21 protein-coding genes and 3 pseudogenes are annotated in these 24,861 nt (G+C 61.3%); 15 read left to right on the forward strand and 9 right to left on the reverse strand.

Annotated elements, in window-relative coordinates:
- Window positions 1-9: 9 nt before the first annotated feature.
- A complete protein-coding gene (locus N4R57_05570) occupies window positions 10-933 on the reverse strand; it encodes a DMT family transporter (GenBank protein UYV38537.1) in 924 nt (307 codons plus the stop codon).
- 156 nt (window positions 934-1,089) lie between these two features.
- Between N4R57_05570 and N4R57_05575 the strand changes: the two genes are divergently transcribed.
- Window positions 1,090-1,584 carry a hypothetical protein gene (locus tag N4R57_05575; GenBank protein ID UYV38538.1) on the forward strand — a complete coding sequence of 165 codons (495 nt, stop codon included), beginning with the start codon at window positions 1,090-1,092 and terminating at the stop codon, window positions 1,582-1,584.
- Window positions 1,585-1,687: 103 nt separating this feature from the next.
- Here the strand turns inward: N4R57_05575 and ilvC are convergent, their stop codons facing one another.
- Window positions 1,688-2,710, reverse strand: coding sequence for a ketol-acid reductoisomerase (gene ilvC, locus N4R57_05580; protein ID UYV38539.1), 1,023 nt, complete (start codon window positions 2,708-2,710; stop codon window positions 1,688-1,690).
- Window positions 2,711-2,845: 135 nt separating this feature from the next.
- Here ilvC and N4R57_05585 point away from each other — a divergent pair, with 135 nt between their 5' ends.
- The gene (locus tag N4R57_05585; protein ID UYV38540.1) at window positions 2,846-3,301 is read left to right on the forward strand and encodes an Lrp/AsnC family transcriptional regulator; all 456 of its coding nucleotides are present in this window, start codon (window positions 2,846-2,848) and stop codon (window positions 3,299-3,301) included.
- Between the two features lie 55 nt (window positions 3,302-3,356).
- Window positions 3,357-3,833, forward strand: coding sequence for an Lrp/AsnC family transcriptional regulator (locus N4R57_05590; protein ID UYV38541.1), 477 nt, complete (start codon window positions 3,357-3,359; stop codon window positions 3,831-3,833).
- Window positions 3,834-3,860: 27 nt separating this feature from the next.
- Here N4R57_05590 and N4R57_05595 read toward each other — a convergent pair whose 3' ends face one another.
- Window positions 3,861-4,715: a Hint domain-containing protein gene (locus N4R57_05595; protein UYV38542.1), complete on the reverse strand. Its 855-nt coding sequence runs from the start codon at window positions 4,713-4,715 to the stop codon at window positions 3,861-3,863.
- A gap of 262 nt (window positions 4,716-4,977) precedes the next feature.
- Between N4R57_05595 and N4R57_05600 the strand changes: the two genes are divergently transcribed.
- Complete coding sequence (locus N4R57_05600; GenBank protein ID UYV38543.1) at window positions 4,978-5,169, forward strand: hypothetical protein; 192 nt, start codon at window positions 4,978-4,980, stop codon at window positions 5,167-5,169.
- Window positions 5,153-6,282, forward strand: a pseudogene (locus tag N4R57_05605) (aminotransferase class V-fold PLP-dependent enzyme). The gene N4R57_05600 and the pseudogene N4R57_05605 overlap by 17 nt, the downstream one beginning before the upstream one ends.
- 122 nt (window positions 6,283-6,404) lie before the next feature.
- Here N4R57_05605 and N4R57_05610 read toward each other — a convergent pair.
- Together N4R57_05610 and N4R57_05615 are read right to left on the reverse strand one after the other, a co-directional pair.
- Window positions 6,405-7,607, reverse strand: a complete 1,203-nt coding sequence (locus tag N4R57_05610) for a UbiH/UbiF family hydroxylase (protein ID UYV38544.1) — start codon at window positions 7,605-7,607, stop codon at window positions 6,405-6,407.
- A gap of 71 nt (window positions 7,608-7,678) precedes the next feature.
- Entirely contained in the window at window positions 7,679-8,326 is a 648-nt protein-coding gene (locus N4R57_05615) for a pyrimidine 5'-nucleotidase (protein ID UYV38545.1), read from the reverse strand.
- Window positions 8,327-8,436: 110 nt separating this feature from the next.
- On the opposite strand from N4R57_05615, the gene N4R57_05620 reads away from it, so the two are divergent.
- Window positions 8,437-9,084 carry a GntR family transcriptional regulator gene (locus N4R57_05620; protein UYV38546.1) on the forward strand — a complete coding sequence of 216 codons (648 nt, stop codon included), beginning with the start codon at window positions 8,437-8,439 and terminating at the stop codon, window positions 9,082-9,084.
- Here N4R57_05620 and N4R57_05625 read toward each other — a convergent pair.
- Entirely contained in the window at window positions 9,031-11,073 is a 2,043-nt protein-coding gene (locus N4R57_05625; GenBank protein UYV38547.1) for a glycosyltransferase, read from the reverse strand. The two genes, N4R57_05620 and N4R57_05625, sit on opposite strands and share 54 nt — an antisense overlap.
- Window positions 11,074-11,284: 211 nt before the next feature.
- Window positions 11,285-12,443, reverse strand: a pseudogene (gene carA, locus N4R57_05630) (glutamine-hydrolyzing carbamoyl-phosphate synthase small subunit).
- A gap of 208 nt (window positions 12,444-12,651) precedes the next feature.
- On the opposite strand from carA, the gene N4R57_05635 reads away from it, so the two are divergent.
- Both N4R57_05635 and N4R57_05640 read left to right on the forward strand, forming a co-directional pair.
- Window positions 12,652-13,116 (forward strand): GatB/YqeY domain-containing protein, encoded by a 465-nt coding sequence (locus N4R57_05635; GenBank protein UYV38548.1) that lies wholly within the window; start codon window positions 12,652-12,654, stop codon window positions 13,114-13,116.
- 549 nt (window positions 13,117-13,665) lie between these two features.
- Window positions 13,666-15,947 (forward strand): annotated as a pseudogene (locus N4R57_05640) (right-handed parallel beta-helix repeat-containing protein).
- A 150-nt stretch (window positions 15,948-16,097) separates the two neighbouring features.
- Here N4R57_05640 and N4R57_05645 read toward each other — a convergent pair.
- Window positions 16,098-16,853 carry a hypothetical protein gene (locus N4R57_05645; GenBank protein ID UYV38549.1) on the reverse strand — a complete coding sequence of 252 codons (756 nt, stop codon included), beginning with the start codon at window positions 16,851-16,853 and terminating at the stop codon, window positions 16,098-16,100.
- Window positions 16,854-17,028: 175 nt separating this feature from the next.
- On the opposite strand from N4R57_05645, the gene N4R57_05650 reads away from it, so the two are divergent.
- The 6 genes from N4R57_05650 to N4R57_05675 all read left to right on the forward strand — a co-directional run bounded on the left by N4R57_05650 (window position 17,029) and on the right by N4R57_05675 (window position 20,927).
- Window positions 17,029-17,349 carry an antibiotic biosynthesis monooxygenase gene (locus tag N4R57_05650; protein ID UYV38550.1) on the forward strand — a complete coding sequence of 107 codons (321 nt, stop codon included), beginning with the start codon at window positions 17,029-17,031 and terminating at the stop codon, window positions 17,347-17,349.
- 80 nt (window positions 17,350-17,429) lie between these two features.
- Window positions 17,430-17,837 carry a universal stress protein gene (locus N4R57_05655; protein ID UYV38551.1) on the forward strand — a complete coding sequence of 136 codons (408 nt, stop codon included), beginning with the start codon at window positions 17,430-17,432 and terminating at the stop codon, window positions 17,835-17,837.
- A 124-nt stretch (window positions 17,838-17,961) separates the two neighbouring features.
- Entirely contained in the window at window positions 17,962-18,315 is a 354-nt protein-coding gene (locus tag N4R57_05660) for a zf-TFIIB domain-containing protein (GenBank protein UYV38552.1), read from the forward strand.
- Between the two features lie 91 nt (window positions 18,316-18,406).
- Window positions 18,407-18,997 carry a rhodanese-like domain-containing protein gene (locus N4R57_05665; protein UYV38553.1) on the forward strand — a complete coding sequence of 197 codons (591 nt, stop codon included), beginning with the start codon at window positions 18,407-18,409 and terminating at the stop codon, window positions 18,995-18,997.
- Between the two features lie 48 nt (window positions 18,998-19,045).
- On the forward strand, window positions 19,046-19,600 hold the full coding sequence (locus N4R57_05670) for a hypothetical protein (GenBank protein ID UYV38554.1): 555 nt from the start codon (window positions 19,046-19,048) through the stop codon (window positions 19,598-19,600).
- Window positions 19,601-20,162: 562 nt separating this feature from the next.
- Complete coding sequence (locus N4R57_05675) at window positions 20,163-20,927, forward strand: hypothetical protein (GenBank protein UYV38555.1); 765 nt, start codon at window positions 20,163-20,165, stop codon at window positions 20,925-20,927.
- A 31-nt stretch (window positions 20,928-20,958) separates the two neighbouring features.
- Here the strand turns inward: N4R57_05675 and uvrB are convergent, their stop codons facing one another.
- The gene (gene uvrB, locus N4R57_05680; protein UYV39515.1) at window positions 20,959-23,124 is read right to left on the reverse strand and encodes an excinuclease ABC subunit UvrB; all 2,166 of its coding nucleotides are present in this window, start codon (window positions 23,122-23,124) and stop codon (window positions 20,959-20,961) included.
- A gap of 306 nt (window positions 23,125-23,430) precedes the next feature.
- Here uvrB and N4R57_05685 point away from each other — a divergent pair, with 306 nt between their 5' ends.
- Window positions 23,431-24,855: a trypsin-like peptidase domain-containing protein gene (locus N4R57_05685; GenBank protein ID UYV38556.1), complete on the forward strand. Its 1,425-nt coding sequence runs from the start codon at window positions 23,431-23,433 to the stop codon at window positions 24,853-24,855.
- Window positions 24,856-24,861 lie beyond the last annotated feature (6 nt).

Here is a 24,861-nt window from a genome sequence, read left to right on the forward strand (position 1 = left end):
GGCGGCGTGTCATGGCGCGGGTGAGCGGCCAAACAGGCGACGCAGCGCGCCGAGTTGGCTGAGCCCGACACCGCAGAGGATGAACATCATCGCGGTGACGAGCGAGGTGGGCAGGGCATCGCCAAGGAAGCTGGCTCCGAACAGGACGGCAAAAAGCGGCACCAGATAATTCGTGAGGCTCATGAACACCGGCCCCGCGCTTCGGATGACGAGGATGCGCAGGAGGTTGGCCCCGGCTGTTGGCACGAGGCCGAGCAGAGCGAGGATGGCGAGCCCTTGGGGGCCGGGGTTGGGCGGCGCGCCGTGGGCGATGAGCGCTGCGGGCAACACCACGATGGCACCAAAGCCGAGCACCGCGAAGGTTAGCCCGAAGGCATCGACCGGGGGCAGGCGGCGGATCATGATGGATGAGATCGCATAGCAGGCCGCCGCCGCAAGGCAGGCCAGTCGCCCGGCGGCTTCAAGCGGTTCACCGGTTGAGGAGAACGCCTTGGGGCCGATCAGAAGGACGACGCCGACAAAGCCAAGCACGAAGCCTGCGCTGCGCCGCCATGTCATACGCTCGCCGGGGACGAGGAAATGCGCCAGCGGCAAAACGAAAAGCGCCACGGTGGCCATGGACACGCCGGTGTAGGCCGAGGTGACATGGAGTTGTCCCCAGCTGAGAAACATGAACGGCAGGGCAGAGGACAGCACCGACACCGCGATCAGGCGGGGCCAGTCGGTTTGGGCAGTGGTAAAGAGCCGTCCCCCCCGCAAGCGCCAGATTGCAAAGGTCAGCACGCCGGCAAAAACGATGCGGGCCGAGGCCACCCAAAACGGCGGGGTGCTGCGGAGGGCGAGGTTTTGAAACAGGAATGTCCCGCCCCAGACGATGCCGAGCGTCAGCACCATCAGCCAGCTTTTTAGTGTGATTTCAGGCGCGTCGCCCATTTCATGGCTCCTTTGTGCGCAATTGATCTGCCCGGCTTGGCCGGGTCAATCGCAATCGGTTTGGCGCCGATCGAAACATGGATGCGCGGGGTTTGAGAGGTTGCGGGGCGCAGATTGCGTCAATAGGATTTGATCAGCAAAACAGGGAGACGATCTATGAAGACGATACTTCTTTCGGGTGCATTGTTGTTGGCCGGGGCCGGGATGGCGGCGGCGGACATGTCGGTGAGCTTGCAAGGTGGCTGGACCGGGAAGGCCGTGCCCAAGGGCCAGCAATGCACGCTGCATGGGGGCAAGGGCGCGACGCCGCCGATGAAGGTGACGGGGTTGCCCGCCGGGACGGCTGCGATTTTGGTCGAATATGACGACAAATCCTATAGCCCGTTGTCCAGAAACGGTGGTCACGGGTCGTTGATCTATCCGGCGAAGGGGTCGAGCGCGACTTTGCCATCGGTGCCGGGCCTGACCAACAAGTTGCCGCATGGTGTGAAGGTTCACAAGAAGGCGCGCGGCACGGGCAAATACGCCTCGAAAGGGTATTTGCCGCCCTGTTCCGGGGGCAAGGGCAACAAGTATACCGCGACGCTGAAGGCGATTGGCGCCAACGGTAAAACGCTGGAGAAAAAGACGATCACCATCGGGCGGTATTGAGCCGGTCGCGGCGGGTTTTGGCCGCGTTAAGCCGCTGTGAAAAGCACAAGGCCCCGGTGCGATACCGGGGCCTTGTTTTGTTGAGGTAACGGATCGCAAGGGATCAGTTCTTTTCTTTGTCGACCATCTTGCCGGCGGAAATCCACGGCATCATGCCGCGCAGTTTTTCGCCGGTGGCTTCGATGCCGTGCTCGTCATTGATGCGGCGTGTCGCCTTGAAGGACGGCTGACCCACAGCGTTTTCGAGCATGAAATCACGCACGAATTTGCCCGACTGGATGTCTGTCAGAACGGCTTTCATCCGCGCCTTGGTTTCGTCGTAAGGCAGGATGCGCGGGCCGGAGACATATTCGCCGTATTCCGCCGTATTCGAGATCGAGTAGTTCATGTTGGCGATGCCGCCTTCATAGATCAGATCAACGATCAGCTTCACTTCGTGCAGGCATTCGAAATAGGCCATTTCCGGCGCATAGCCCGCTTCGACCAGCGTTTCAAAGCCCATGCGGATCAGCTCAACCAAGCCACCGCAGAGAACGGCCTGTTCACCGAAGAGGTCGGTTTCGCATTCTTCGCGGAAGTTGGTTTCGATGATGCCCGAGCGGCCGCCACCGATGGCGGAGCAATAGGACAGGCCGATTTCCAGCGCCTTACCCGACGCGTCATTGTCAACGGCCACGAGGCAGGGCACGCCGCCCCCTTTGACGTATTCGCCGCGCACGGTGTGACCGGGGCCTTTGGGGGCCATCATGATCACGTCAACGCCTGCTTTGGGTTCGATCAGGCCGAAGTGCACGTTCAGGCCGTGGGCGAAGGCAATCGCGGCGCCTTCGCGCAGGTTGTCGTGGACGTATTTCTTGTAGGTTTCGGCCTGAAGCTCATCGGGCATGGTGAACATGATGAGATCACACCAAGCGGCGGCTTCGGCGATGCCCATAACTTTGAGACCTTCGCCTTCGGCTTTCTTGGCCGAGGCGGAGCCTTCGCGCAGGGCGACGACGACATTCTTGGCACCGGAATCGCGCAGGTTGAGCGCGTGGGCGTGGCCTTGGGAGCCATAGCCGAGAATGGCAACTTTCATGTCTTTGATCAGGTTGATGTCGCAATCACGATCGTAATAAACGCGCATTTTGGCGCTCCTTTGCTTATGGGTGTTCGATTGTGGCCACCATAGCGGGGATGGGCGGAGGATTATTTCTGTTGTTGTTGAATCCTGCGCAAAGGTGAAATAGTTATTCGCCAAATTGAGGTTATCGGGAAAATCATGCTTGATGATGTGGATCGCCGTATCCTGCGCCAGATGCAGGCCGCGCCGGAGCTGAGCAATAGCGAGTTGGCCGAGCGGTGCGGCTTGTCACCGGCGAGCTGTTGGCGGCGGGTGGAGAAGATGCAGGCCGGTGGCGTGATCAAACGCCAAGAGGCGATCATCGACTGGACCGCTTTGGGCTATTCCGTCGAGGTGAGCCTGCGCGTGACGTTGGACAAGACCCAAACGCGGGCGTTTGACGAATTTATTGCGGCGGCGCGTGAGGTGCCGGAGGTGATCGAGATCCAGACCTTCCTTGGCCGGGTCGATGTGCGCCTGTCGGTGATCGCCAAGGACATGCCGCATTATCAGCAGGTGTATCGCGCCCGTATTCTGACCCTTCCGCATATCGCCGATATCGAGGCGTTGATGCATGTCGCGAAGATCAAGAGCGACGAAGTGTTGCCCGTATGAGTCGGGGCAGCATGAGGCGGGCCAGCATGACACGGGCTTATCTGAGGAGGCCAATATGAGCGCAGAAACGTTAACGGAGCTTGATGCGACCGACCGGGCGGTGCTGCGGGCCTTGCAAGAGGACGCAACGCAGAGCGCCGGGGCATTGGGGCGCAAGCTGGGTCTGACGCAACCGGCGACGTGGCGGCGGATCAGGCGGCTGAGCGATACCGGGGTGATCAAGGGGCGGCGACTGGTGCTGGATGCGGAAAAGCTGGGATTTGGGGTGACGGTTTTTCTGGGCGTCAAGCTGGCCACCAAGGGGCGCGTGTCATTGGAGGATTTCGAGCGGGCGGTCTCGGCCATTCCGGAAGTGCAGACGGTGGAGCATATCCTTGGGCTTTATGATTATCGCCTGCGGATCGTGGCGCGGGACATTCCCGATTTTGAGCGGATTTTGCGCCGCCGGATCATGACCTTGCCCGGAGCGGGGGATGTGGAGGCGAATGTGCTCTTGAGCGAAGAACGCTTGCAGGGGCCGATCGGGGGGTGAGGCCCGAGCGGGGGCTGTCAGGCGCGTTCAGGCGCTGCGAAGCAGGGCGCGGGCCTCGTGCTGTTTCAGGGTGTAGCGGCTTGTCGGGCCCATGCAGCGGCTGCTGTCGAGATTGGGAAAGAGATCGAGGATCTCGTCGCGCTCGTGCGGGGCGAGCACGTCGAGGGTCTGTTTGCCGGGAAAGAGGCTTTCTGCGGGGCAGGCCTCGGCGAACACGATGTGATGGGTGTCGAACAGGAAGTGGTAGTAGGTGATCGCGTCTGCGGGGGTGATGCGGATGGTGCTGTCATTGACCAGAAACTTGGCCGGGACGAGCACCTGCGGCTGCCCGAAGAGAAGCTCGGCATGGGGGCCGGTGAGCAGCATCCGGTGGTTTTGCGACACGCGCAGGTCGCGCGTATTGCCAAGCGCTCCGGCCCGGATGTGCACCGGCGCGTTGACGCCCCGGGCGGGCGTGTTGACGCCGCCGATCCAGCGGATCGCCTGTGGCCCGGCATCAAGCGTATTGACCAAATCGCCCGGTTGCAGTGTTTCGATCAGGCGCGGCCCCTGTGGCGTGTCGATCAGCGTGCCGCGGGCGAAGCAGACGGTGGCGAGCACGTTAAGCTCGCTTGAAAACAAGCCGTCGGAGTTTTCAGACCCGGTGATTTGCCCGTCACCATCGAGGTCGATGTCCTCGTTGGTGGGCACGCGGTAGGGGCCATTTTCCGCATTGATCGCGGCGAGCACGTCAATGCCGGCGACGAGGGCAAGTTCGTCCAGCACCGGCGCGCCGCTGTCCGAAGAGGTCAGGCCGGAGGCGTCGAATTCGAGGTAGCGGTCGCCCATGTTGTTGCGCCCGGTGTCGATATCGGCGCTGCCGGAATAGGAATAGAGCGGCACGTCGAGGTAGTAGTCGGACGCATTGGCATAGACCCACCGCCCCGGTGATCACCGAGTTGGCGTTGAGGGTGCCATCGGCGTTGGCGTTTTCCACGTGAAAGGCCACGATGGCGCCAGAGGAAAAGACCGCCTCGCCGTCATGGATCATCAATTCGCTGCCCGCGCGGGCGTTTGAATTTGTATGTGGGTCACCAATAATACTGAAACCGTTTAACAACAGAGTTGTATCGGCCATTTTCCTGCCCGGAGGGGTCGTTGCCCCATGGTTGCCTCGATTGTGCCGATCCTAGCCGCAGTGGCGGGGATTGGGACGCGCAAATGCGGGGCGGCGGTGATTTTGCGCCGGGGCGAGTCGGAAATACCACAGGAAAAGCGGATTGCTTTTGCGGCGCGGGGCTGTGAGAAGAAGGCTCGGTTTTATGAAAAGGAGACCAGCCATGGCCGCACTGCTTGATACCATTGATCCCGAGGGGATGCTGGAGTTTTCGGTGGTGTTCACCGACCGCTCGCTGAACCATATGTCGGCGGCGTTTCAGCAGGTGATGCGCGACATCTCGGGGATGTTGAAAGAGGTTTATAACGCCGATGGTGTGGCGTTGGTGCCGGGGGGCGGGATACCTATGGCATGGAAGCCGTGGCGCGCCAGTTTGGCCGCGATGCCCATGCGATGGTGGTGCGCAACGGGTGGTTCTCTTACCGCTGGAGCCAGATTTTCGATGCGGGCAATTTCACCGCCGAAACGACCGTGTTCAAGGCACGCCAGACCGGCAATGATGCGCGTGCGCCGTTTGCGCCTGCGCCGATTGCCGAGGTGACAGAGGCCATCCGCAGCGCCAAGCCTGACGTGGTGTTCGCGCCGCATGTTGAGACTTCGGCCGGGGTGATCCTGCCTGATGACTACATCACCGCGCTGGCGACAGCGGCGCATGAGGTGGGGGCATTGATGGTGCTGGATTGCATCGCCAGCGGCGCGGTCTGGGTTGATATGAAGGCGACCGGCGTAGATGTGTTGATCTCGGCGCCGCAAAAGGGGTGGTCGGCCTCGCCCTCGGCCGGGTTGGTGATGATGTCGGCGCGGGCGTTGGAGCGGTTGGAGAAGACCAGCTCGGACAGTTTTGCGATTGATCTCAAGAAGTGGCATTCGATCATGGCGGCCTATGAGAATGGCGGTCATGCCTATCACGCGACGATGCCGACAGATGCCTTGCGCGCGTTCCGCGATACAATGCTTGAGACGCGCGAGTATGGCTTTGAGCGCCTCAGCGAGGCGCAATGGGCGTTGGGCAATGGTGTGCGGGCGATGCTGGCGGAAAAGGGTGTTCAGTCGGTCGCCGCCGACGGGTTCGGCGCGCCGGGTGTGGTGGTGAGTTACACCAGCGATCCAGAGATCCAGAACGGCAAGAAATTCGCCGCCGAGGGGATGCAGATTGCCGCCGGTGTGCCGCTGCAATGTGACGAGCCGGAGGGGTTCAGCACGTTCCGGTTGGGGCTGTTTGGGTTGGACAAGCTTTATGATGTGCCCGCGACGCTGGAGCGGCTGAAGGCGGTGCTTGATAAGGTGTTGTGAGGCGGCGGTTGCCAGAGTCTTTCCGGCCCGGATAGCGCTTTGGCGCTGGGTGAGCACACGGCTACGGTCGGGTGCTCGCCCTAGGGGCGCGCCAGTCTAGTTGAGCCAGTCAGCCGAGCCAGTCAGCCGCGTGCGCCGAGGCCGAGTTGCATCATGGTTTTGCGCACTTGCGGCAGCGCGTAGATCGCGTTCAAACCCGCGGCGCGCAAATCACGCAAGGGGCGGCTTTCGATCATTGAGGCGCGGTTGAGGATGTCGATCCCCGTCACCCGCGCGCGCACCTCCATGTGGCGGCGGCGGTGGTAGGTGTCGAGCATCGCGGCATCGCCGAGGCTGTCCGGGTTGGCCTGTGCCAGATCCAGCAGCACCCGCATATCGCCAAGTGACATGTTCAGCCCCTGTGCCCCGATGGGTGGCACCACATGGGCGGCTTCGGCGACAAGGGCGAGGCGTTCGCCCGACATCCGCTCGGCGAGTTGCGAGATGATCGGCCAAGTGGTGCGCCGCGAGGCCAGCGTGAGCGGGCCGAAGAGCTGACAGGAGCGGGTGTTCATCTCGGTCTCGAACGCGGGCGTGTCGAGTGCGGCGAGGCGTTCCACCTCTGGCCCGCGCTCCATCCAGACGACGGCGGACGAGGGCAGCCCGTTATAATCGGGCAGCGGCACGAGGGTGAAGGGGCCGCCGGAGCGATGGATTTCGGTCGAGACATTGGCGTGCGGGATCGGGTGGGTCACGGCAAAGGCCAGCGCCTTTTGCCCGTAGCGGGTGGTTTTGACCGGGATGCCCGCCGCCCTGCGCATGGGCGAGGCGCGGCCATCGGCGGCGACAACAAGGCGGGCGGTTACTTTGGCTCCGTCCGAGAGGGTGACGCGGGCCTCATTCGTGCGGGTAAAGAGCGCGGTGGTGCCGGTGCCGGGGCGGAAGTCGACGTTGGGCAGTTCGGCCAGCCGGGCGACCATTTCACGGCGCAAGAGCCAGTTGGGCAGGTTCCAGCCAAACGGCTTTTCCGAGATGTCGGAGGCGTTGAAATCGCGGGTGGCGCGGGGTTCGGGGCGCTCTCCTCCGGCATCGACGATCCGCATGATTTGCAGGTCGGCGGCATGGGGGGCGAGGCGCTCCCAAAGGCCGGCGAAATCGAGCAATTGCTGTGCCGGTTGCAGGAAGGCGGTGGTGCGCAGGTCGGAGCCTTGCACGTCGCGTTCGGTGATCGGCGGGGTGGGATCGACGCAGAGCACGGAAAAGCCCGCCGTACCAAACACGGCTGCCGCCGTGAGGCCAGCCACGCCGCCGCCGGACACAAGGATATCAACGTCTGTTTTGGTCATGGTCAAAGGCTCCTTGACGCTCAAGGTAGTGCGGCTGTGCGGGGATTGCCAAGCGGCATCCTGTCTCGGGTTTAGCGGGTCAGGCGGGTGATGAATTCGGTGAGGTCGACCGTGTGGTGATGGATATGATCGCCTGTCCCGCGCTCGGGCGCGACATGGACGCAGCGCATGCCCAGATCGTGGGGCACGGCGAGGTTGCGGGCGTCATCCTCGAACATCGCGCCGAGCATCGGTTCAACGCCATCGCGCGCAAACACGGCGGCAAAGGCGCGGGCGTCGGGCTTGGGGTGGAAATCGGCATGTTCGACGCCATAGATCGCATCGAACACCCCGTTGAGCCCGCGCGCGGCGATTACCCGTTCGGCATAGGGCGCAGAGCCGTTGGTGTAGACGATCTTGCGTCCCGGCAGGGCAGAGATGCCGCGGCGCAATTCGGTATCGGGTTCGAGGTGGTCGAGCGAGATTTCGTGAACATGGGTCAGGTAGGGGGTCGGATCGACGTCATGTTCCTGCATCAGACCGGCCAGCGTGGTGCCATAGCGCTGCCAGTAATCCTTGCGCAGAAAATTGGCGTGGGCGCGGTCAACGCCGAGGGCGTCCATCACGTATTGCGTCATCTTGACCTCGATCTGATCGAACAGCCGCGCGTGGGGCGGATAGAGCGTATTATCGAGGTCAAAGACCCAGTGAGCGACATGAGTGAAATGGTGTTTTGGCATGGCCGGACCCTATGCCCGTGTGCCGGGCTGCGCAATGGCGTAAAGCCGGGCGAGGGGTTGATGCGCGGGGCATTTGGCGTTCTAGTCAGCCGGGACGAAAAGGGGACGACATGAAAGAGGCACGATCAGCGCAGAAAGACGCCTATTCGCTGTTGCTGGACGCGATTGACCTTGGCGAATTCAAGCCGGGGGATCGTTTGGTGGAAAGCGATCTGGCCGAGCGGTTCGGGGTGTCGCGCACGCCCATTCGCGAGGCGTTGCAGCGGTTGGAAACGCAGGCGTTGCTGACCCGCGACGGGCGCAGTTTGATCGTGGCGTCGCTGGATCACAATCAGCTGGCCGAGCTTTATGTGGTGCGCGCCGAGCTGGAGGGGCTGGCGGCGCGGTTGGCGGCGAAACATGCCACCGACGAGGAGGTGCGCGTGTTGCGCGACATGGTCGAGGAGGACCGCAAGCTGACCGGTGATCCACAGGCCTTGGCGCAGGCGAACCGGCGGTTCCACCGCCAGTTGCATCTGGCGTCGCACAACCGGTTCCTCAAGCAACAACTTGACCTTGTGCATCAGTCGATGGCGTTGATGGCGACCACATCTTTGGCCGTGGAGGGCCGGGGCAAGACCGCGCTGGGAGAGCATGATGCGATCGTGCGTGCCATTGAGGCCAAGGACGAAGACGGGGCGCAAGCCGCGCTCAAGGCGCATATTTCAAAGGCGTTCGTGACCCGGCTCAAGCTCGACGCGGGTGGTATGGAAAACTAGGCCTTCTGCGGGCGCGGCGGTGGGCGCGGCGGCAATGGCTGTGGCCGCGTTGGCAGGCCCGGTGTTGGGAGGGCCGGTCGCGCGGTTGGCGAGCGAATGGCCGTGCTGGGTCTTGTCCCAATAGAACGGCAGCGCGACCAGTTCGTATAGAGCCTTGTAGGCGGCGATGGCCCCCAGCGGATAATAGAAATGCATCGTCGGCACCCAGAGCAGCAGGTGCCGGTGTTTTGGCCCGGAAACGGCGGTGGCGTTGATCAGGATGCTGATCACTTCGATCATCAGGAAAAGCAGACCGAAGCTCAGCAACAGCTCACGCGGGAACAGCGGGTCGAACGGGTGGGGCAGGCCAAGCAGCACCAGCCAGAAGGACCACAGGAAGGGGGCCAGTATGAACTGCGAAAGGGCGGTGATAAAATGCGCCTGAAACCCCCAGAACCGGAGCGCGCCCATCTGGCGATAAAAGCGCAGCGGATTTCGCATGTGAACGAGGTAGGTCACCATGTAGCCCTTGAGCCATCGCGAGCGTTGGCGGACCCATGGCCAGACGCGGCAGTTGGCCTCTTCACTTGTGGTGGTTGAGATCACCTCGGTGCGATAGCCGTGACGGGCGAGGCGGAAGCCGAGATCGGCGTCTTCGGTGACGTTATGGGCGTCCCAACCGCCCAATTCTTCCAGAGCGGCGCGGCGGAAGAACAGCGTGGTGCCCCCCAGCGGGATCGCCAGCCCAAGGCGCGACATGCCCGGCAGCATGAGGCGGAACCACGCGGCATATTCGATGGTGAAACATCGCGAGAGCCAGTTCTGCTGGCTGTTGTAATAATCAAGCACGCCCTGAAGGCAGACCACGTCATCGGGCACCTGTTGGAACCGCTCGACCATGCGGGTGATCTGATCCGGGTCGGGGGCGTCTTCGGCGTCCCAGATGCCGATGATTTCGCCATCACAGAAGTCGAGGGCGTAGTTCATTGCGCGTGGCTTGGTCTTGGGCGCGCCTTCGGGGACTTTGACCACGCGCATCCACGGCGGCAGGGTGCAGGCGGCGATGGTGTCGCGGGTGAGGTGGTCGTTCTCTTCCAGCACGAGCACCACGTCGAGCAGCGGTTTGGGGTAGGTCAGCCGGGACAGGCGCGCCACGAGGTGACTGGCGATTTCGGTTTCCTTGAACAGCGGCACGAGCATGGAGACGCGCGGCAACGGGAGGGGTTGGGTGCTGCGTGAATGGTTCTGTGGCGGGCCGGTCGCGGGCAAGGGGGCGGGCGCGGGATCAGTCGCCTGTGCGGCGGTAGGATCGGGGGCCGACATATGGGCAAGATAGGCCGACAGGCGCAGTGCGGCGGCGACGATCAGCGTGAAGGTCGCCCAGAGCGCGAGGGCCGCGAACATATAGGCCGGTTGTAGAACCGTCAGCGCCAGAAGGGTCGCGACACCGAGCAGGGTGAGCGCGAGGCGTCGTCGCCCCGACGACTGCCATGTGCGGCAGCTTTCCGCTTCGGGAACGCGGGCGGAGGCCTGTTGGGTGAGCGTGTCACGATGGGTCTGGGCGAGGGCGGCCTGAATTTCGCAGGCCGGGGCGATGGCCAGTTCGGCCTTGGGGGCATCATCGCCCATGATGCTGAGAACATGGGTGAAATCGTCAAGATGCGAGGCGATGATACAGAGCGTGTCACCGCGCATTTTCCACGGCAGAACGCTTCGGTTGAGGCAGAGACGCAAGGGAATGGCGCCAACCAGCGCCGGGTCGGGCGGGTTGTTGAGGAGGTCCGCGCGGGGCAGGCCATGATAGCGCGAGAGGGCGCGGGCCATGTCCTGACTGCTGACGTGGCCTTCGGAGATCAGGATACGATCAAGGGTTCTGCGGCTGCGTGATTGCACCGCGCGGGCGTCGAGCAGATCGGAGGCCGAGACCATGTCGCAAGAGAGCAGATAGCGCGCGAACCCGTCGCCCGGAGTGTCTTCGCCAGAAGGTTGCAGTGCCTGATGCATGGTCATCCCTTCCCCTTGTGAAACGCCAGAGCGGCGGCTTGTCCCAAGGTTCAGGTTTGGTTCACACCAATTAAAATTTCGTTAAAAATCATGCGGTTTGGACGCGAAATTGTGGCGAAAATACGCCTTTTTGGTTAACCGGCGGTTAACAAATGCCTGTCAAAGGCAGGAAACGCGCCATGCGCCAGCAAGAGGGCGCGCGGCGCGTTCAAAGGGATCACCCCGCCCGCTTGGCCATTTCTGCGGCAAAACGCTCGAACAGATAGAAGCTGTCTTGCGGGCCGGGGGAGGCTTCGGGGTGGTATTGCACCGACCAAACCGGGCGGTCGAGCATGCGGATGCCGCAATTGCTACCATCGAAAAGTGAAACATGTGTTTCCTTGACGCCCGCGGGGAGGGATTGGCTGTCAACGGCGAAACCGTGGTTCATCGAGGTGATCTCGACCTTGCCGGTATCGAGATCCTTGACCGGGTGGTTGGCGCCGTGGTGGCCGTGGTTCATCTTGACCGTCTTGGCGCCGAGCGCCCGGGCGAGCATTTGGTGGCCGAGGCAGATGCCGAAAATCGGCAGGTCGGTGTCATCAAGAATGGTTTTGATCATCGGCACGGCATAAGCGCCGGTTGCCGCCGGATCGCCGGGGCCGTTGGAGAGAAACACGCCATCGGGATTATGGGCCAGCACCTCTTCGGCGGTGGCGGTGGCGGGCAATACGGTCACGTCACAGCCAACCGACGCAAGGCAGCGCAGGATGTTGCGTTTGGCGCCGTAATCCAGCGCGACGACCTTGTACTTTGCCGCTGTCTGGCGCGGGTAGCCATCGGCCAGGCCCAACGCATTTCGTCCCAGTTATAGGATTGCGCGCAGGTCACATCCTTGGCGAGATCCATGCCTTCGAGGCCTGCAAAGGCGCGAGCGGCGGCAACGAGGGCTTCGATGTCGAAGTTGCCTTCGGGGTCATGGGCCAGCGCCACATGCGGTGCGCCTTGCTGGCGGATGGCGCGGGTTAAACGCCGCGTATCGACGCCGCCGATCGCGATGCGCCCACGCGCGGCGAGCCATGTGCCGAGCGGTTCGGCGGCGCGCCAGTTTGACGGCTCGGTCGGGTCCATTTCACCACCATGCCATCGGCCACCGGATCGCCGGTTTCATCGTCCTGCGGGTTCACGCCGACATTGCCGATATGGGGGAAAGTGAAGGTGACGACCTGTCCGGCATAGGAGGGATCCGTCATGATTTCCTGATAGCCGGTCATTGCGGTGTTAAAGCAAAGCTCGGCCGTGGTGTGCCCAACCGCGCCAAAACCGTGGCCGTAAAAGACAGTCCCGTCTGCGAGGGCGAGGCAGGCGGTTGGGCGGGCATGGGTGTCGAGCGGCATGCTATTCTCTCCGGGGAAATTTGGCGGAACCTAGTGCCGCGCTTGGGAAGGGTCAAGGGGGCGCTTTGGCCCTTGTTCAATTGCGCCAAAGACTGCGCAAAATGGCGGCGCGGAGGCTTCCGTGGCGTCCGCCGGAGCGAGATTTCTTGCAAGGGGCGGGCGCATTGGCTATTTAACGAAATTCTTGCAAACCATGGGGATGGCAAAGATGGATCTGAGAGAGCGCGTTTCCAGCGCCCTGAAACAGGCGATGAAGGACAAGGCCGCGGATCGGCTTTCGACCTTGCGTTTGATCAATGCCGCGATCAAGGACCGCGATATTGCCGCGCGAGGCGAAGGCAATGAAGCGGGGGTTGATGGCGGTGAAATCCTTGCGATTCTTGGCAAAATGGTCAAGCAGCGGCAAGAGAGCGCGCGCGCCTATGAAGAGGGCAGCCGGCTTGACCTTGCCGAGCGGGAACGCAGCGAGATCAAGGTGATCGAGGAGTTTCTGCCCAAGAAGCTGTCGGATGAGGCCGTGGAAAAAGCCGTCGATGCGGCGATTGCCAAGGTCGAGGCCAGCTCGATCCGGGATATGGGCAAGGTGATGGGCGAGTTGAAATCGCAATACACCGGCCAGATGGATTTTGGCGCGGTTGGGCCGATGGTCAAGGATCGTCTCTGCGCCGGGTGAGGCTGTAGGGCGGTTTGACGTGGTTGATGTGGGGCGCGGGTTCGCAGGCTTGGCTTGAGTGGGGCAGCCCGCTAGGCCGCCGTTATAAATGGGGGGCCAACCCCCCACACCGCTGTAAAGGTGGGGGGCCAGCCCCACACACCCCCCGGGATATTTTCAGTCAGATGAAGCGATGGACGCGGCTTGTTGAGGGGCGGTCTGTGCTGGGTTTCGTGTGCGGCGGGGGGCTTGGGCCGTGGTGGAGCGTGGGCGCGGGTTAACCTTTGGGTTTGGCGTGGCAGATCGGGGGGTGACTCCCGGCTGACATCCGGCTGACTCTCGGCTGTCGGGGGACGCTGCCTATTTGTGGCTGGGGCGTTCGTTAACACAACGCACGCAAGGGCGCCGATGCGGGGCACCGTCACGGTGGTCTCAGACAGCGTTAACATTTGGTTGATACCTCCCTTTCCTGTCCGGGCGACGTGCGCCTTGGGACATGAGTGAATTCAGTCAACCAGCATCCCGGCCCCGTGGCGTGGACCCGTGGCGGATGTGGAAAGGGAACCCGAGATGAACAAGGCAATCACCGATGGCGTGGTCTTTATGCCGCCCGCATTTGCAAATGGGCTTGATGTCTGGTCGAGCCAGGACGGCACAGCGGGGCAGGACACCTATGATGGCGCGCTGAACGCGGCACTTGTGCCGGCGGATCAGGACTTTGGCGGCTGTCTGGAATTGCAAAAGACCGAGGTGACCCAGAAGCTGCGCTATATGGGGGAGACGCCGCTTTTGCCCGGGTGCTATTTGCGCATCACGGCGCGGGTGAAGGCGGTGAGTGGCAACCTGCCCAGCGTGCGTATCGCCGCATGGGCCGGGGGCGCGGGGGACGTGCATGTGGCGGGGCTGAGCGAGGTGGGAGCGAGCACGACGCTGAGCCAATATGGCGAGGTGGTCGAGGTCAGCGCGATTGTCGGCGCGGGGGCGCGTGGCGGGGTCGATATGGTCTGGGGCGCGGCGCCGCTTTATGGGCATTTCGGGTTGGATTTGACCGGGCCGAGCGGCGGCGTGGTGCGGATTGACGATCTTGTCATCGAAGACATCACCAGCGCGTTTTTGCGCGACATGATGCCATGGGTGGATGTGCGCGATTACGGTGCATTGGGTGACGGCGCGACCGACGATCTGGCGGCGTTCGAGGCGGCGGATGCGGATGCCGATGGGCGCATCGTTCTGGTGCCGGAGGGCGAGCATTTTCTAAGCGATTCCATGACCTTTGAGAGCCGTGTTACATTTCAGGGCACGGTGAGCATGCCGGATACGGCGATTTTTTCGATGACGCAGAATTTCGATCTTCCGGCCTATATCGAGGCGTTTGGCGATGAGGTTCTGGCGTTTGAGAAAGCGTTTCAGTCGTTGTTGAACGGCTCGGGGCATGAATCGCTTGATATGGGGGGCGCCGGGTCGAGCTTAAGGGGCCGATAGATTTGAGCGCGGCGGTGCCCAATCGGGTGAGTTATTCGACTCGCCGGGTCATCCGGAACGGGCAGTTTTATGCCAATGACAACGCCGCGTGGGATATCGATGTGGTGACTAGTCAGGCGAGCTATTCTCCGAGCAATGCCAAGGTGTTGAGCGGCGTTGTGAATGTGGCCAACATCGCCATCGGGTCGCTGGTTGAGGGCAGCGGTGTGGAGCGCGAGGTTTATGTGCGGGCCAAGAACGAGGCGACGCAGGAAATCACCCTGAATACCGAGCTTTATGACGCGGATGGGACGCAAACTTTTACCTTTCGCCGGTTCAAATATCTGCTGGATTTCAGCGGGTTCGAGCGAATTGATAAGATTGGGCTGGAAAGCATTGAATTTCAATGTAATTTCCGCTCCAGCGGGATCTGTCTTGCGCCGACCGGCGTGGCGTTTCGGATCAGCGATTGTTTTATCAGCCGGCCGCGGCGTCGCGGGATCACAAGCCCCGGCGAAGGCTGTCAGGGGCTGACGGTGGACCGCTGTCAATTCCTGAGCGAGGAAGGTGGGGTGCTGGCGCAGGATCGCGAGTCGCTCGTGCTGAACGCGCAAGGTAGCGACGTGAAGCTGCGCGATAACCGCTCGACCCGGTTCCGGCATTTTGCCATTCTGGGCGGCACCGGGTCGATCATCACGGGCAACCATTTCTATCAGGGGGACAATGCCGACGACGGGCTGCGCCTTGCCGGGATCGCGTTTACCACGACCAATTGCCGTGCGATTGTGAACGGCAACTATGTCGACAATTGTTTCATCGAGTGGACGAACGAGCATGACAGCGCGCCGGATTACAATTCGGAGCTGTCGTTCAGTCAGCTTAACATCAGCGACAACGTGTTTTTGGTGAGCCACGTTGCGCCGTGGTTTTCGTTCATCATTGTGAAACCTTATGGTGCTAATCATTACGTCAATCAGATGGTGGTGCAGGGCAACCTGTTCCGCACCATTGGCGGCAGCATCGACAAGGTTGAGAAGGTCGACACCAGCTTTGCCGATCTGGATCACGACCGGGCGGTGAATGTCACGTTTAGCGACAATATGTTCAAGCTGATCGAGCATGGGACGTATAATCCGCTTTTGGTGAACCATGAGGAGGCGACGTTGTCGACTGTGTGGACGGTGGATTGCGCGCCGAACCTGCCGTTCGGGGGCTTTGCGCGGAACGTGGAATCGGTGCAGCCGATTGGGCCGTTGAAGAATGCGGCGAATGTGAAACGCTTTGAGCAGCCGTATGTGAACCTGAAGGTCGGGCCGAACAGTGATCAGGTCGAGGTGGTGTTCGATCAGGCGGTCATTGGTGAAGTGGCGGTGAAAGTGCGGATGGATTGAGGGGACGTGGATAAGCGGCGCTTTGGGCCTTTGCGCATTGCCGGTTTGCGGGCGGGCGCTGTGCAGGTCGGGGCTGTGCAGGTGGGCGTTACTCAGGCTGGCGCTGTAAAGGTAGGCGCTGTGCAGGTCCGCGCGTCCCGGCTTTGGCGATTAGAAATCGCGCCAGAAGCCGAATTTCACCCCATAGCTGTCATCGCCGGTCAGCCCGGCGGTGACGCCAAGTTCGACATGCATCGTCGGGGTCACGCGCATTACCATTGAGGGGGCGAGACGGGCAAAGAACGGGTCGCGATGGCTCTTGCCGGTTTGCAGTTGCAGGATCGTCTTGAAGCGGTCGGAATGGGTGAGGCCAAAGGTGAAATCTGCCTTGTAGTCGACCTGTGAGGTGGTGAGGCGGTGTTCGCTGACCGCCTCGATCGAGATCCAGCCCGATCGCCCGTTCTTGCGCGAAAACCCGTGGCCATAAGAGCGGCCAGGGCGCAGCACCAATTCGCCTGCGATCTGTCCGAAGCCGAGCTCTGCGGCGATGAGGTGGCCGGGTGCCGGTTCGCGCAAGGGGGCGCGCAGGAAGACGATGGCCTTGGATTTGCCCGAGACGCCATGCCCGATATCGACCCCGAGTGTGAGGGTCCGGCCCAGCCCGTATTCACCATATGTGCTGGTATAAAGCGCATAAGGCCCGTTGATCGAGGTGCCCGAGACATAGGTTGAGACGGACAGGAAGCCGGTGCCTTTTTCGCGCGGCCATGCGCCGGCATGGGCGGGGGCGCCGGGACAGGCTGTGACGGCGATCAGGGCGGTGATGGCGGTGACGGTGGCGCGGGCCGTCAGGTGCTGCGCCAGGTGCCGCAAAGGGTGCCGCACTGGGCGCAGGGTTGCATTCATGAACTGGTAAAGGCGCTTCATGCCGCACTCTCGTATCGGGCCTTGGGGCCTCAACTATGGGTTAAACTTGGTAAACAACGGGTTAACGCGGGCAAAGTGACCGCGATGTGCCTTGTGGCTGCTTGCGGGAGGTTCCCCAGTGGCGGGTGATCCGCTAGGCTGGCTTTGGAGTTGCGCGGAGTGAAGGAGGTACGACATGCCGACAATAGCCAAGGACAGCCCGGTCCAGACGGTGATCACCACGTTTGAGATGACACCGGGCACGGCGCAGGATTTGATGGATGCGCTGAGTGCGGCCTATGCCGAGTTTATCTCAAAACAGCCGGGGTTCATCGGGGCGGGGCTGCATATCAATGACGCGCAGACGCGGATTGCCAATTATTCGCAATGGCAGCGGCGCGAGGATTTTCAGGCGATGCTGCGCAGTGACGAGATGCGCCAGCGCAACCGCAAGATTGCCGAGCTGTGTAAGAGCTTCGAGCCGGTGATGTATGAGGTGAGCGAGGCGTATGACTGAGCCCTTTGACATGACCTGAATCAAGGCGCGGGGGCGCGTTTTGCGCCATGCTCCTTTGCGAGAAGCGAAGGAGAAACGCGATGTATAAGAATATTCTGGTCCCGATTGCAGCAGATCACGACCCCAACACCGATGCGGCGCTGAAGGTGGCGCGGGCGTTGGCCGGAGAGGGCGCGACGATCACCGCGCTGACCGTGGTCGAGACGATGCCGGGCTATGTGGCGAGCCAGTTGCCCGAGGGGCAGTTTGAAAAGACCATGGCGGCCGTGACGAACGGGTTGAAAGAGGACCTTGCCGGGGCGGGGGATGTGGTGATCAAGGTGATCGAGGGGCATTCGGCCCGCAGCATTCTGGAGTTTGCCGCTAAGGCCAAGATTGACTGCATCGTCATGGCCTCGCATCGCCCGGACATCAGCGACTATTTCCTCGGCTCGACCGCATCGCGCGTGGTGCGCCATGCGCAATGTGCGGTGCATGTGCTGCGTTGATCCAGCAGGGCCGTAGGGCGGGGTGAAACCCCGCCCTACGGCGGCAAAGCGGAGGCCACGGGTTGCGAGACCGCGTGGCCTTTCCCATATCATCGGGGATAAAGCGACAAAGGAGCCGCGCCCGATGAAATGCCCGATTGACGGTGAAACCCTGCGCATGAGCGAACGCCACGGGGTTGAGATTGACTATTGCCCAAGCTGCCGTGGTGTGTGGCTTGACCGGGGTGAATTGGACAAGATCATCGACAAGGCGGTGGGCGATATGGCGTTGCCAGACCCGGAGCCAGTTCCTGAGCCAGAGCCGGTGCCGCAGCCAGCGCCCGAGGCCGCACCGGAGCCGCGCGTTTGGCAGGAACCTTACCGCGAGGCGCGCGCGCCTAAGGGCAAGCGGTACAAGGGCAAATATTCTGATGACGGGACGTATCGCAAGAAGAAGCGGCGCAAGTCTATTCTCGAAGAAATATTCGATTTCGACTGATGCGCCGCAAGTGGCGGCTATGACGCATTCCATTGAGTGAATGAATGGGGCAAGCTGGCGGGTGAACCCCTGTTGCGAAAGGAATGCCCCGATGTTGAGATCCACGCTTGTCTGTGTCGCCATGCTGGCCAGCCCTGTGCTGGCGGATGATCCGGTTCAAATCACCAAAGGGGTGATGTCGGTCACTGTTGAAACCGATGGCGGCGCAGTTGAGATTAGCCGCAATCAGGACACGGGCCATGTCATCAGCGGGGATTTCGCCCGCACATCAAGGCCTTGCCCGAACTTCTGTATTCAGCCGATGGTGCCCGCCGACGGGGTGACGACGATTGGCGAATTGGAGCTTCTGGACGCGCTTAAAGACCCCGATGTGATGGTAATCGACAGCCGCATTCGTCCGAATTTCGAGGGGGGGTCGATTCCCGGTGCGGTCAACATGCCCTATACCGAGATGGCCGACCGGCTGGGCGAGCTTGGCTGTGAGCCGGATTTCGACGGGTTTGAATGCCTGCCCGAGAAGATCAAGACGGTGGCGTTGTTTTGCAACGGGCCGTGGTGCGGGCAGTCACCGACCGCAATTCGGCGGATGATCAAGGCGGGCTTTCCGGCGGAGCGGATCATGTATTACCGGCAAGGGATGCAGGGCTGGCGGATGCTGGGCTTGACCGTGACGGGTGAGTGAAGAGGCGGGCGAGTGAAGACGGGCACTTTGACCGGCGGGATTTGACGGATGGCGCGGGCGGGCTATGGTAAGGGCATGGTGCTGCCGTTGATCTTGTTTTTGGCCTCGCTTCTGGTCGCCGGGTTTGCCTTTGTCACCCAAGGCGGGGTGTTGAGCGACGAGGTGTTGCTTGCGCTGCTCTCGGGCGCGGCGGCGTTGGTCTTGGCGTGGCGGGAATGGCGACGGGTGAGCCGGGGTTACATCGTAATCGACGGGTCGGACGTGATGGGTTGGGGCGATGCGCCGCGGCTTGCAACCGTGCGGCGGGTGGTCAAGGCATTGGAAGTGCAAGGTTTTGTGCCGGTCGTGTGGTTCGACGCCGATGTCGGGCAGAGCGATGCGGGCTTGGCGCGGGCGTTGGGCGTGGCGCGCAGGCAGGTGATGGTGGTGCCGGAGGGGCGCGCCGATGCGGCTTTGCTGGCCGGGGCCGAGGCGCTGGGCGCGCGGGTGGTGAGCAACGCACGCTATGGGGATTACACCGGCCGGTTCGAGTGGCTGGGGACCGAAGGGTTTCTTGTGCCGGGGCAGGTGGACGGGCGCGGGGTTGAACTGCGCTTTGCCTGACTCTGCAGGGCCTTTGACAATTTTAGGGAAATAAGACGCGGCTGGCTGGATTTGGGTGGCTGGCGACCTTGCTGGGGTGACCCTTGGGTATATGTCTGAGGGTGTGCCTTGCTGGGTGGCTGGCGGCCATGTCTGGCTTGCGATGCGTCTTGGGGGATTGATAGCGCGTGTCGGGGCGGGGTGTAAAGCAAAAAATGTAATGGAATCAAGTAGTTGAGTGTTTTTGTCAGGTAGTTTTCCGAGGGGAATACTCGGGTTTTGCTGTGCGGGAGGCGCCGTTGGGCCGCGCCCGACCTGGAGGGCGCATGCGGGCGGTTTGTGGTGGGCGGAGGCTCTGTTTGGGTGTGACGGTGGTTTGGTGGGGGAACGGTGCTAAAGCGCCCTCCTGGGGGAGGTCGGGCGGTGGCTGGCGGCGCCGGGCGGTGGGGGCGGGTCGCCTAAAATTCGAAATTTCTAAACTTCTAAAAAGGGGCGTGGCAAACGTCAGGTTTAGTTTATTAGTGGCTGGCCAAAATTGTGATACGTTGTAAAGATTAGAATTTGAAAGAAAGAGGTGAATGTGTTGGAGAATAGGAAAATTTTTCATATTGGAGAGTTGGCCATCAATGCTAACGACAAGAATAAAATACCTGATGAAGAACTGGCGTTTATCGCCACTCTGAGCTTTGCGGTGGATGAAGCTGCCGTTTTCAAAAAGTTACTTATACAAACATTCACGGATAAGCCCAAAGATGATGATTCCATTCAGCTTTTCATGATAAATCAATTTACTATAATGAGAGCATTGAACGCCAAAATTTTTGAATCTCTCAGAATATTCGAAGACTACAAGACGATACTTACACGATCGGTACAAAAAGACAGGGCCGATTTCTTAAGTAGATTCGATTCTGAGTATCAAAAAATAGTAAATGATAAGGCATACGAATTGGCAAGAACTATAAGAAATAATTCAACAAATCATTATTTGCAATCGATCACTAGATCGAACTTACCGCACGTTTCCGAAAATTCTGTTTTGAAGATGTACCTGCACAAAAGTGTTGGAAACTCTTTTCACCCATTAGGTGAAGAATACGTTTTCATAGCGGGTGTCGCGCGTGAACACGGCGGTAGGAATGAAGTAATTAGTGCTTTGGAGGGCTGGATTGATTGGGGGATTATGGCCAGTAAATTGGTAACGCGTTTGCACCAAGACTATCTGGTTTGGCTGCATAAATCTCATTTTCCAGAATGGAAACTACGAAAGAAAACTCCTTATCTTGACGAGAAGTTTGTTAAGAAAATTGGAACGGCTACTTTGCCTCTAGTTCTGCTAGAAGATTGAGAAAGACTAATCCTTGGGTGAGAGGGTGAGATTACCGCCCCCTCCGCTTCACATTCCCACCTCTTTGCCCCGGCCGTCCGGCCGTTGAGCGGCCTTTGGACTTTACGGCGGCCTCTGAGGCCTTTTCAACCGCATATTGCCGCGCGAGGGGGTCGTCGGCAATCGCCAGATCGACCGCCTCGAGCCGTTTGACCTCGTCGCGCAGGCGGGCGGCTTCTTCGAATTCGAGGTTCTCGGCGGCTTTGCGCATGTCGGTGCGCAGGCCTTCGAGAACGGTTTCGAGATTGGCGCCGTGCAGGGGTTTGTCGATCTTGGCCGTCACGCGGGACATGTCGGTGTCGCCTTGGTAGAGGCCGGACAGCACGTCTTCGACGTTCTTCTTGATCGTCGAGGGGGTGATGCCGTGTTCCTCGTTATAGGCGATCTGTTTGGCGCGGCGGCGGTCGGTTTCGCCAAGGGCGCGTTCCATCGAGCCGGTGATGCGGTCGGCGTACATGATGACGCGGCCTTCGGCGTTTCGCGCGGCGCGACCGATGGTTTGGATCAGCGAGGTTTCCGAGCGCAGGAAGCCTTCTTTGTCCGCATCCAGAATGGCGACGAGGCCGCATTCGGGAATGTCGAGCCCTTCGCGCAGCAGGTTGATGCCGATCAGCACGTCAAACGCGCCGAGGCGTAAATCGCGAAGGATTTCAATGCGTTCCAGCGTGTCGATGTCCGAGTGCATATAGCGCACGCGGATGCCCTGTTCGTGCAGATATTCGGTCAGATCCTCGGCCATGCGTTTGGTCAGCGTGGTGACGAGCACGCGCATGCCCTTTTCCGCGACGATGCGGATTTCGTCGAGGAGGTCATCGACCTGGGTTTCGACCGGGCGGATTTCGACCTGTGGGTCGATCAGGCCGGTGGGGCGGATCACCTGTTCGGCAAAGACGCCGCCGGCCTGTTCAAGCTCCCACGCCGAGGGGGTGGCAGAGACAAAGACGGATTGCGGGCGCATGGCGTCCCACTCCTCGAACTTGAGGGGGCGGTTGTCCATGCAGGACGGCAGGCGGAAGCCGTGTTCGGCCAGCGTGAATTTGCGCCGGTAGTCGCCCTTATACATGCCGCCGATCTGGGGCACGGAGACGTGGCTTTCATCGGCGAAAACGATGGCGTTGTCGGGAATGAATTCGAACAGGGTGGGGGGCGGCTCACCGGGGGCGCGGCCGGTGAGGTAGCGGGAGTAGTTCTCGATCCCGTTGCAGACGCCGGTGGCCTCTAGCATCTCGAGATCGAAATTGGTGCGCTGTTCGAGGCGTTGCGCTTCGAGCAGTTTGCCGTCATTCACCAGCTGGTCGAGGCGCTGTTTGAGCTCGGTCTTGATGTGCTGGATCGCTTGGGTCATCGTCGGTTTCGGGGTGACGTAATGCGAGTTGGCATAGATGCGGATATGCTCCATCGTGCCGGTTTTCTCGCCGGTGAGGGAGTCGAATTCGACAATGGATTCAAGCTCTTCCCCGAAGAAAGACAGCCGCCATGCGCGGTCTTCGAGGTGGGCGGGGAAGATTTCGAGACTGTCGCCGCGCACCCGGAACGAGCCGCGCTGGAAGGCTTGGTCATTGCGGCGGTATTGCTGGGCCACGAGGTCAGCGATGACGGCGCGTTGGTCATACATTGCGCCGACTTTCAAATCCTGTGTCATCGCGCCGTAGGTTTCGACCGAGCCGATGCCGTAGATACACGACACCGAGGCGACGATGATCACGTCGTCGCGTTCCAGAAGCGCACGCGTAGCGGAGTGGCGCATCCTGTCGATCTGTTCGTTGATCTGGCTTTCTTTCTCGATATAGGTGTCGGAGCGCGCGACATAGGCTTCGGGCTGGTAATAGTCATAGAAGCTGACGAAATATTCGACCGAGTTCTCGGGGAAAAAGCTCTTCATCTCGCCGTAAAGCTGGGCGGCGAGGGTTTTATTGGGGGCGAGGATGATGGCCGGGCGTTGGGTTTCTTCGATCACCTTGGCCATGGTGAAGGTTTTGCCCGTGCCGGTCGCGCCCAAGAGCACCTGATTGCGCTCGCCTTCGGTGATGCCTGCTGTCAGTTCGGCAATCGCGGTGGGTTGGTCCCCGGCGGCGGTGAATTCGGTGTGCATCACGATGCGCTTGCCGCCTTCGAGTTTTTCACGCGTTTTCACATCCTCGGCCGGGGCGTGCATCATGGGCATTGAGCTGTCGGTATGGACATGCGGCATGGGCGGACCTTTCGGGCGGTGGTTCAGCGGAGACAAGTCAGCAGGGGCGACTCGGGGGTGGGGTGGCGAGTGTGTCAGATTTGATCACTTTATGTTCCGGTTCAAGGGGGGGCGGGCCAATTGGGCGCGGCATGCTGACAGTAGGGTGTCAGGAGAGCGGCGCGCGGATCATCACGTTTTGCACCCGTTGGTAAAATTCGCTCTGCTCTGGCTTGGCAGGAGGCGATGGTTTGGCTTAACCTGAGGTAAGGATTGGTGAGAAGGGATTTTTTCATGAAGCGCAATTTGATCGGAGCACTGGGGTTGGTTGGGGCGATGATGCTGCCCGGACTGGTGCAGGCGCAGTCATTTATTCCCGACACCCGCTGTACTGTTGTGTTGGCGTCCAAGCCGAGCCGGAAAGAGGCGATTGCCGATGTAAAGCTGCGTTGGAACGACCGGGACACGGTGATTTATCGCAGCCAGAACGGCTGGTATGCGATCACATGGAAGATCATTCCCAAGGCCACGTCGGCGTCGCATTTGCAGCGGTTGAAGACCCGCGGAGAGGTGCCGGCGGATGCGTTGTGTTCCTCTGGCAAGAGCTATCTTGAGCAAGTGGGGCGCTATGCGGCGGAACGCCCGATGGCGGAACCTGTGCCGGGATCGGCGCGGGTGGCCAGCGGGCCAAGCAGCAGCGACGACACGGGCGGGCGCACGCCGCTGATGCCGGGGCGCAACAATTCTGCAGGCTCGCGCGTGCCGCAAGCGAGCGACGACGGCGGTGTGGCGCGCACCCCGAACCGCGCACCAAGGGCGAGCGACGATGGCGGGAGCCTGAATAAGCCAAAACCTGCGCCACGATCCAGCGACGATGGCGGCGGGTATAACAGCGCGCCAAAGCCCGCGCCGCGCGGGCCGGATTCAAGCGACGATATGGGCGGGCTGAACCCAGCCCCGGACCGGCGCGCCCCGACGGGTCGTGCCCCAGTTGCCGGGTCAAAGGATGATGACGGCGGACGGCAATTTGCCGGTGTGCCGCGCCGCACCCCGGAACGCGCCGAGCCGCCACGCCGCAATGGCGACGGCCCCAAGCCCGACTTCTCGCGCAGGAAGTCAACCGGCACGGGGTTTGTCGTTAGCCGGGGTGGGCATATCCTGACCAATGAGCATGTGATCGACAACTGTGGCGCGGTGAAGGTGAAGGGCAAACAGGCCGAAGTTATCGCCGCCAACGCCGAGTGGGATCTTGCGCTGATCAAAGTGTCGCCAAGCGATGTGGCCACGGTGGCAGAGTTCGCGCCGTCTCCGGCGCGGCTTAATTCCGATGTGACGGTTGTTGGCTTCCCGCTGACCGGATTGCTGAGCGGGCTGAACGTGACGCGCGGGGCGGTAAGTTCGGAAAAAGGGCTGCGCGGGGACGACCGGCGGATGCAGATTTCCGCGCCGGTTCAGCCGGGCAATTCGGGCGGGCCGGTGGTGGACCGGACGGGTGCGATTGTCGGCGTGGTGGTGTCCAAGCTGAACGCCAAATCGCTGGCGGACCGCTCGGGCGACATTGCCCAGAACGTCAATTTCGCCATTCGCGGGCGGCTGGCCAAGGAGTTCATGACAAGCAACAACGTACTGCCGCTTCTGAAGCAGGGGCAGGCGACAATGAACCCCGAAGACATCGCGCGCCAGACGTCGAGCTTTACGGTTCTGGTGTCTTGCTACTGATCGGGG

Source organism: Rhodobacteraceae bacterium D3-12 (assembly GCA_025916135.1).
Lineage (GTDB): Bacteria > Pseudomonadota > Alphaproteobacteria > Rhodobacterales > Rhodobacteraceae > JAKGBX01.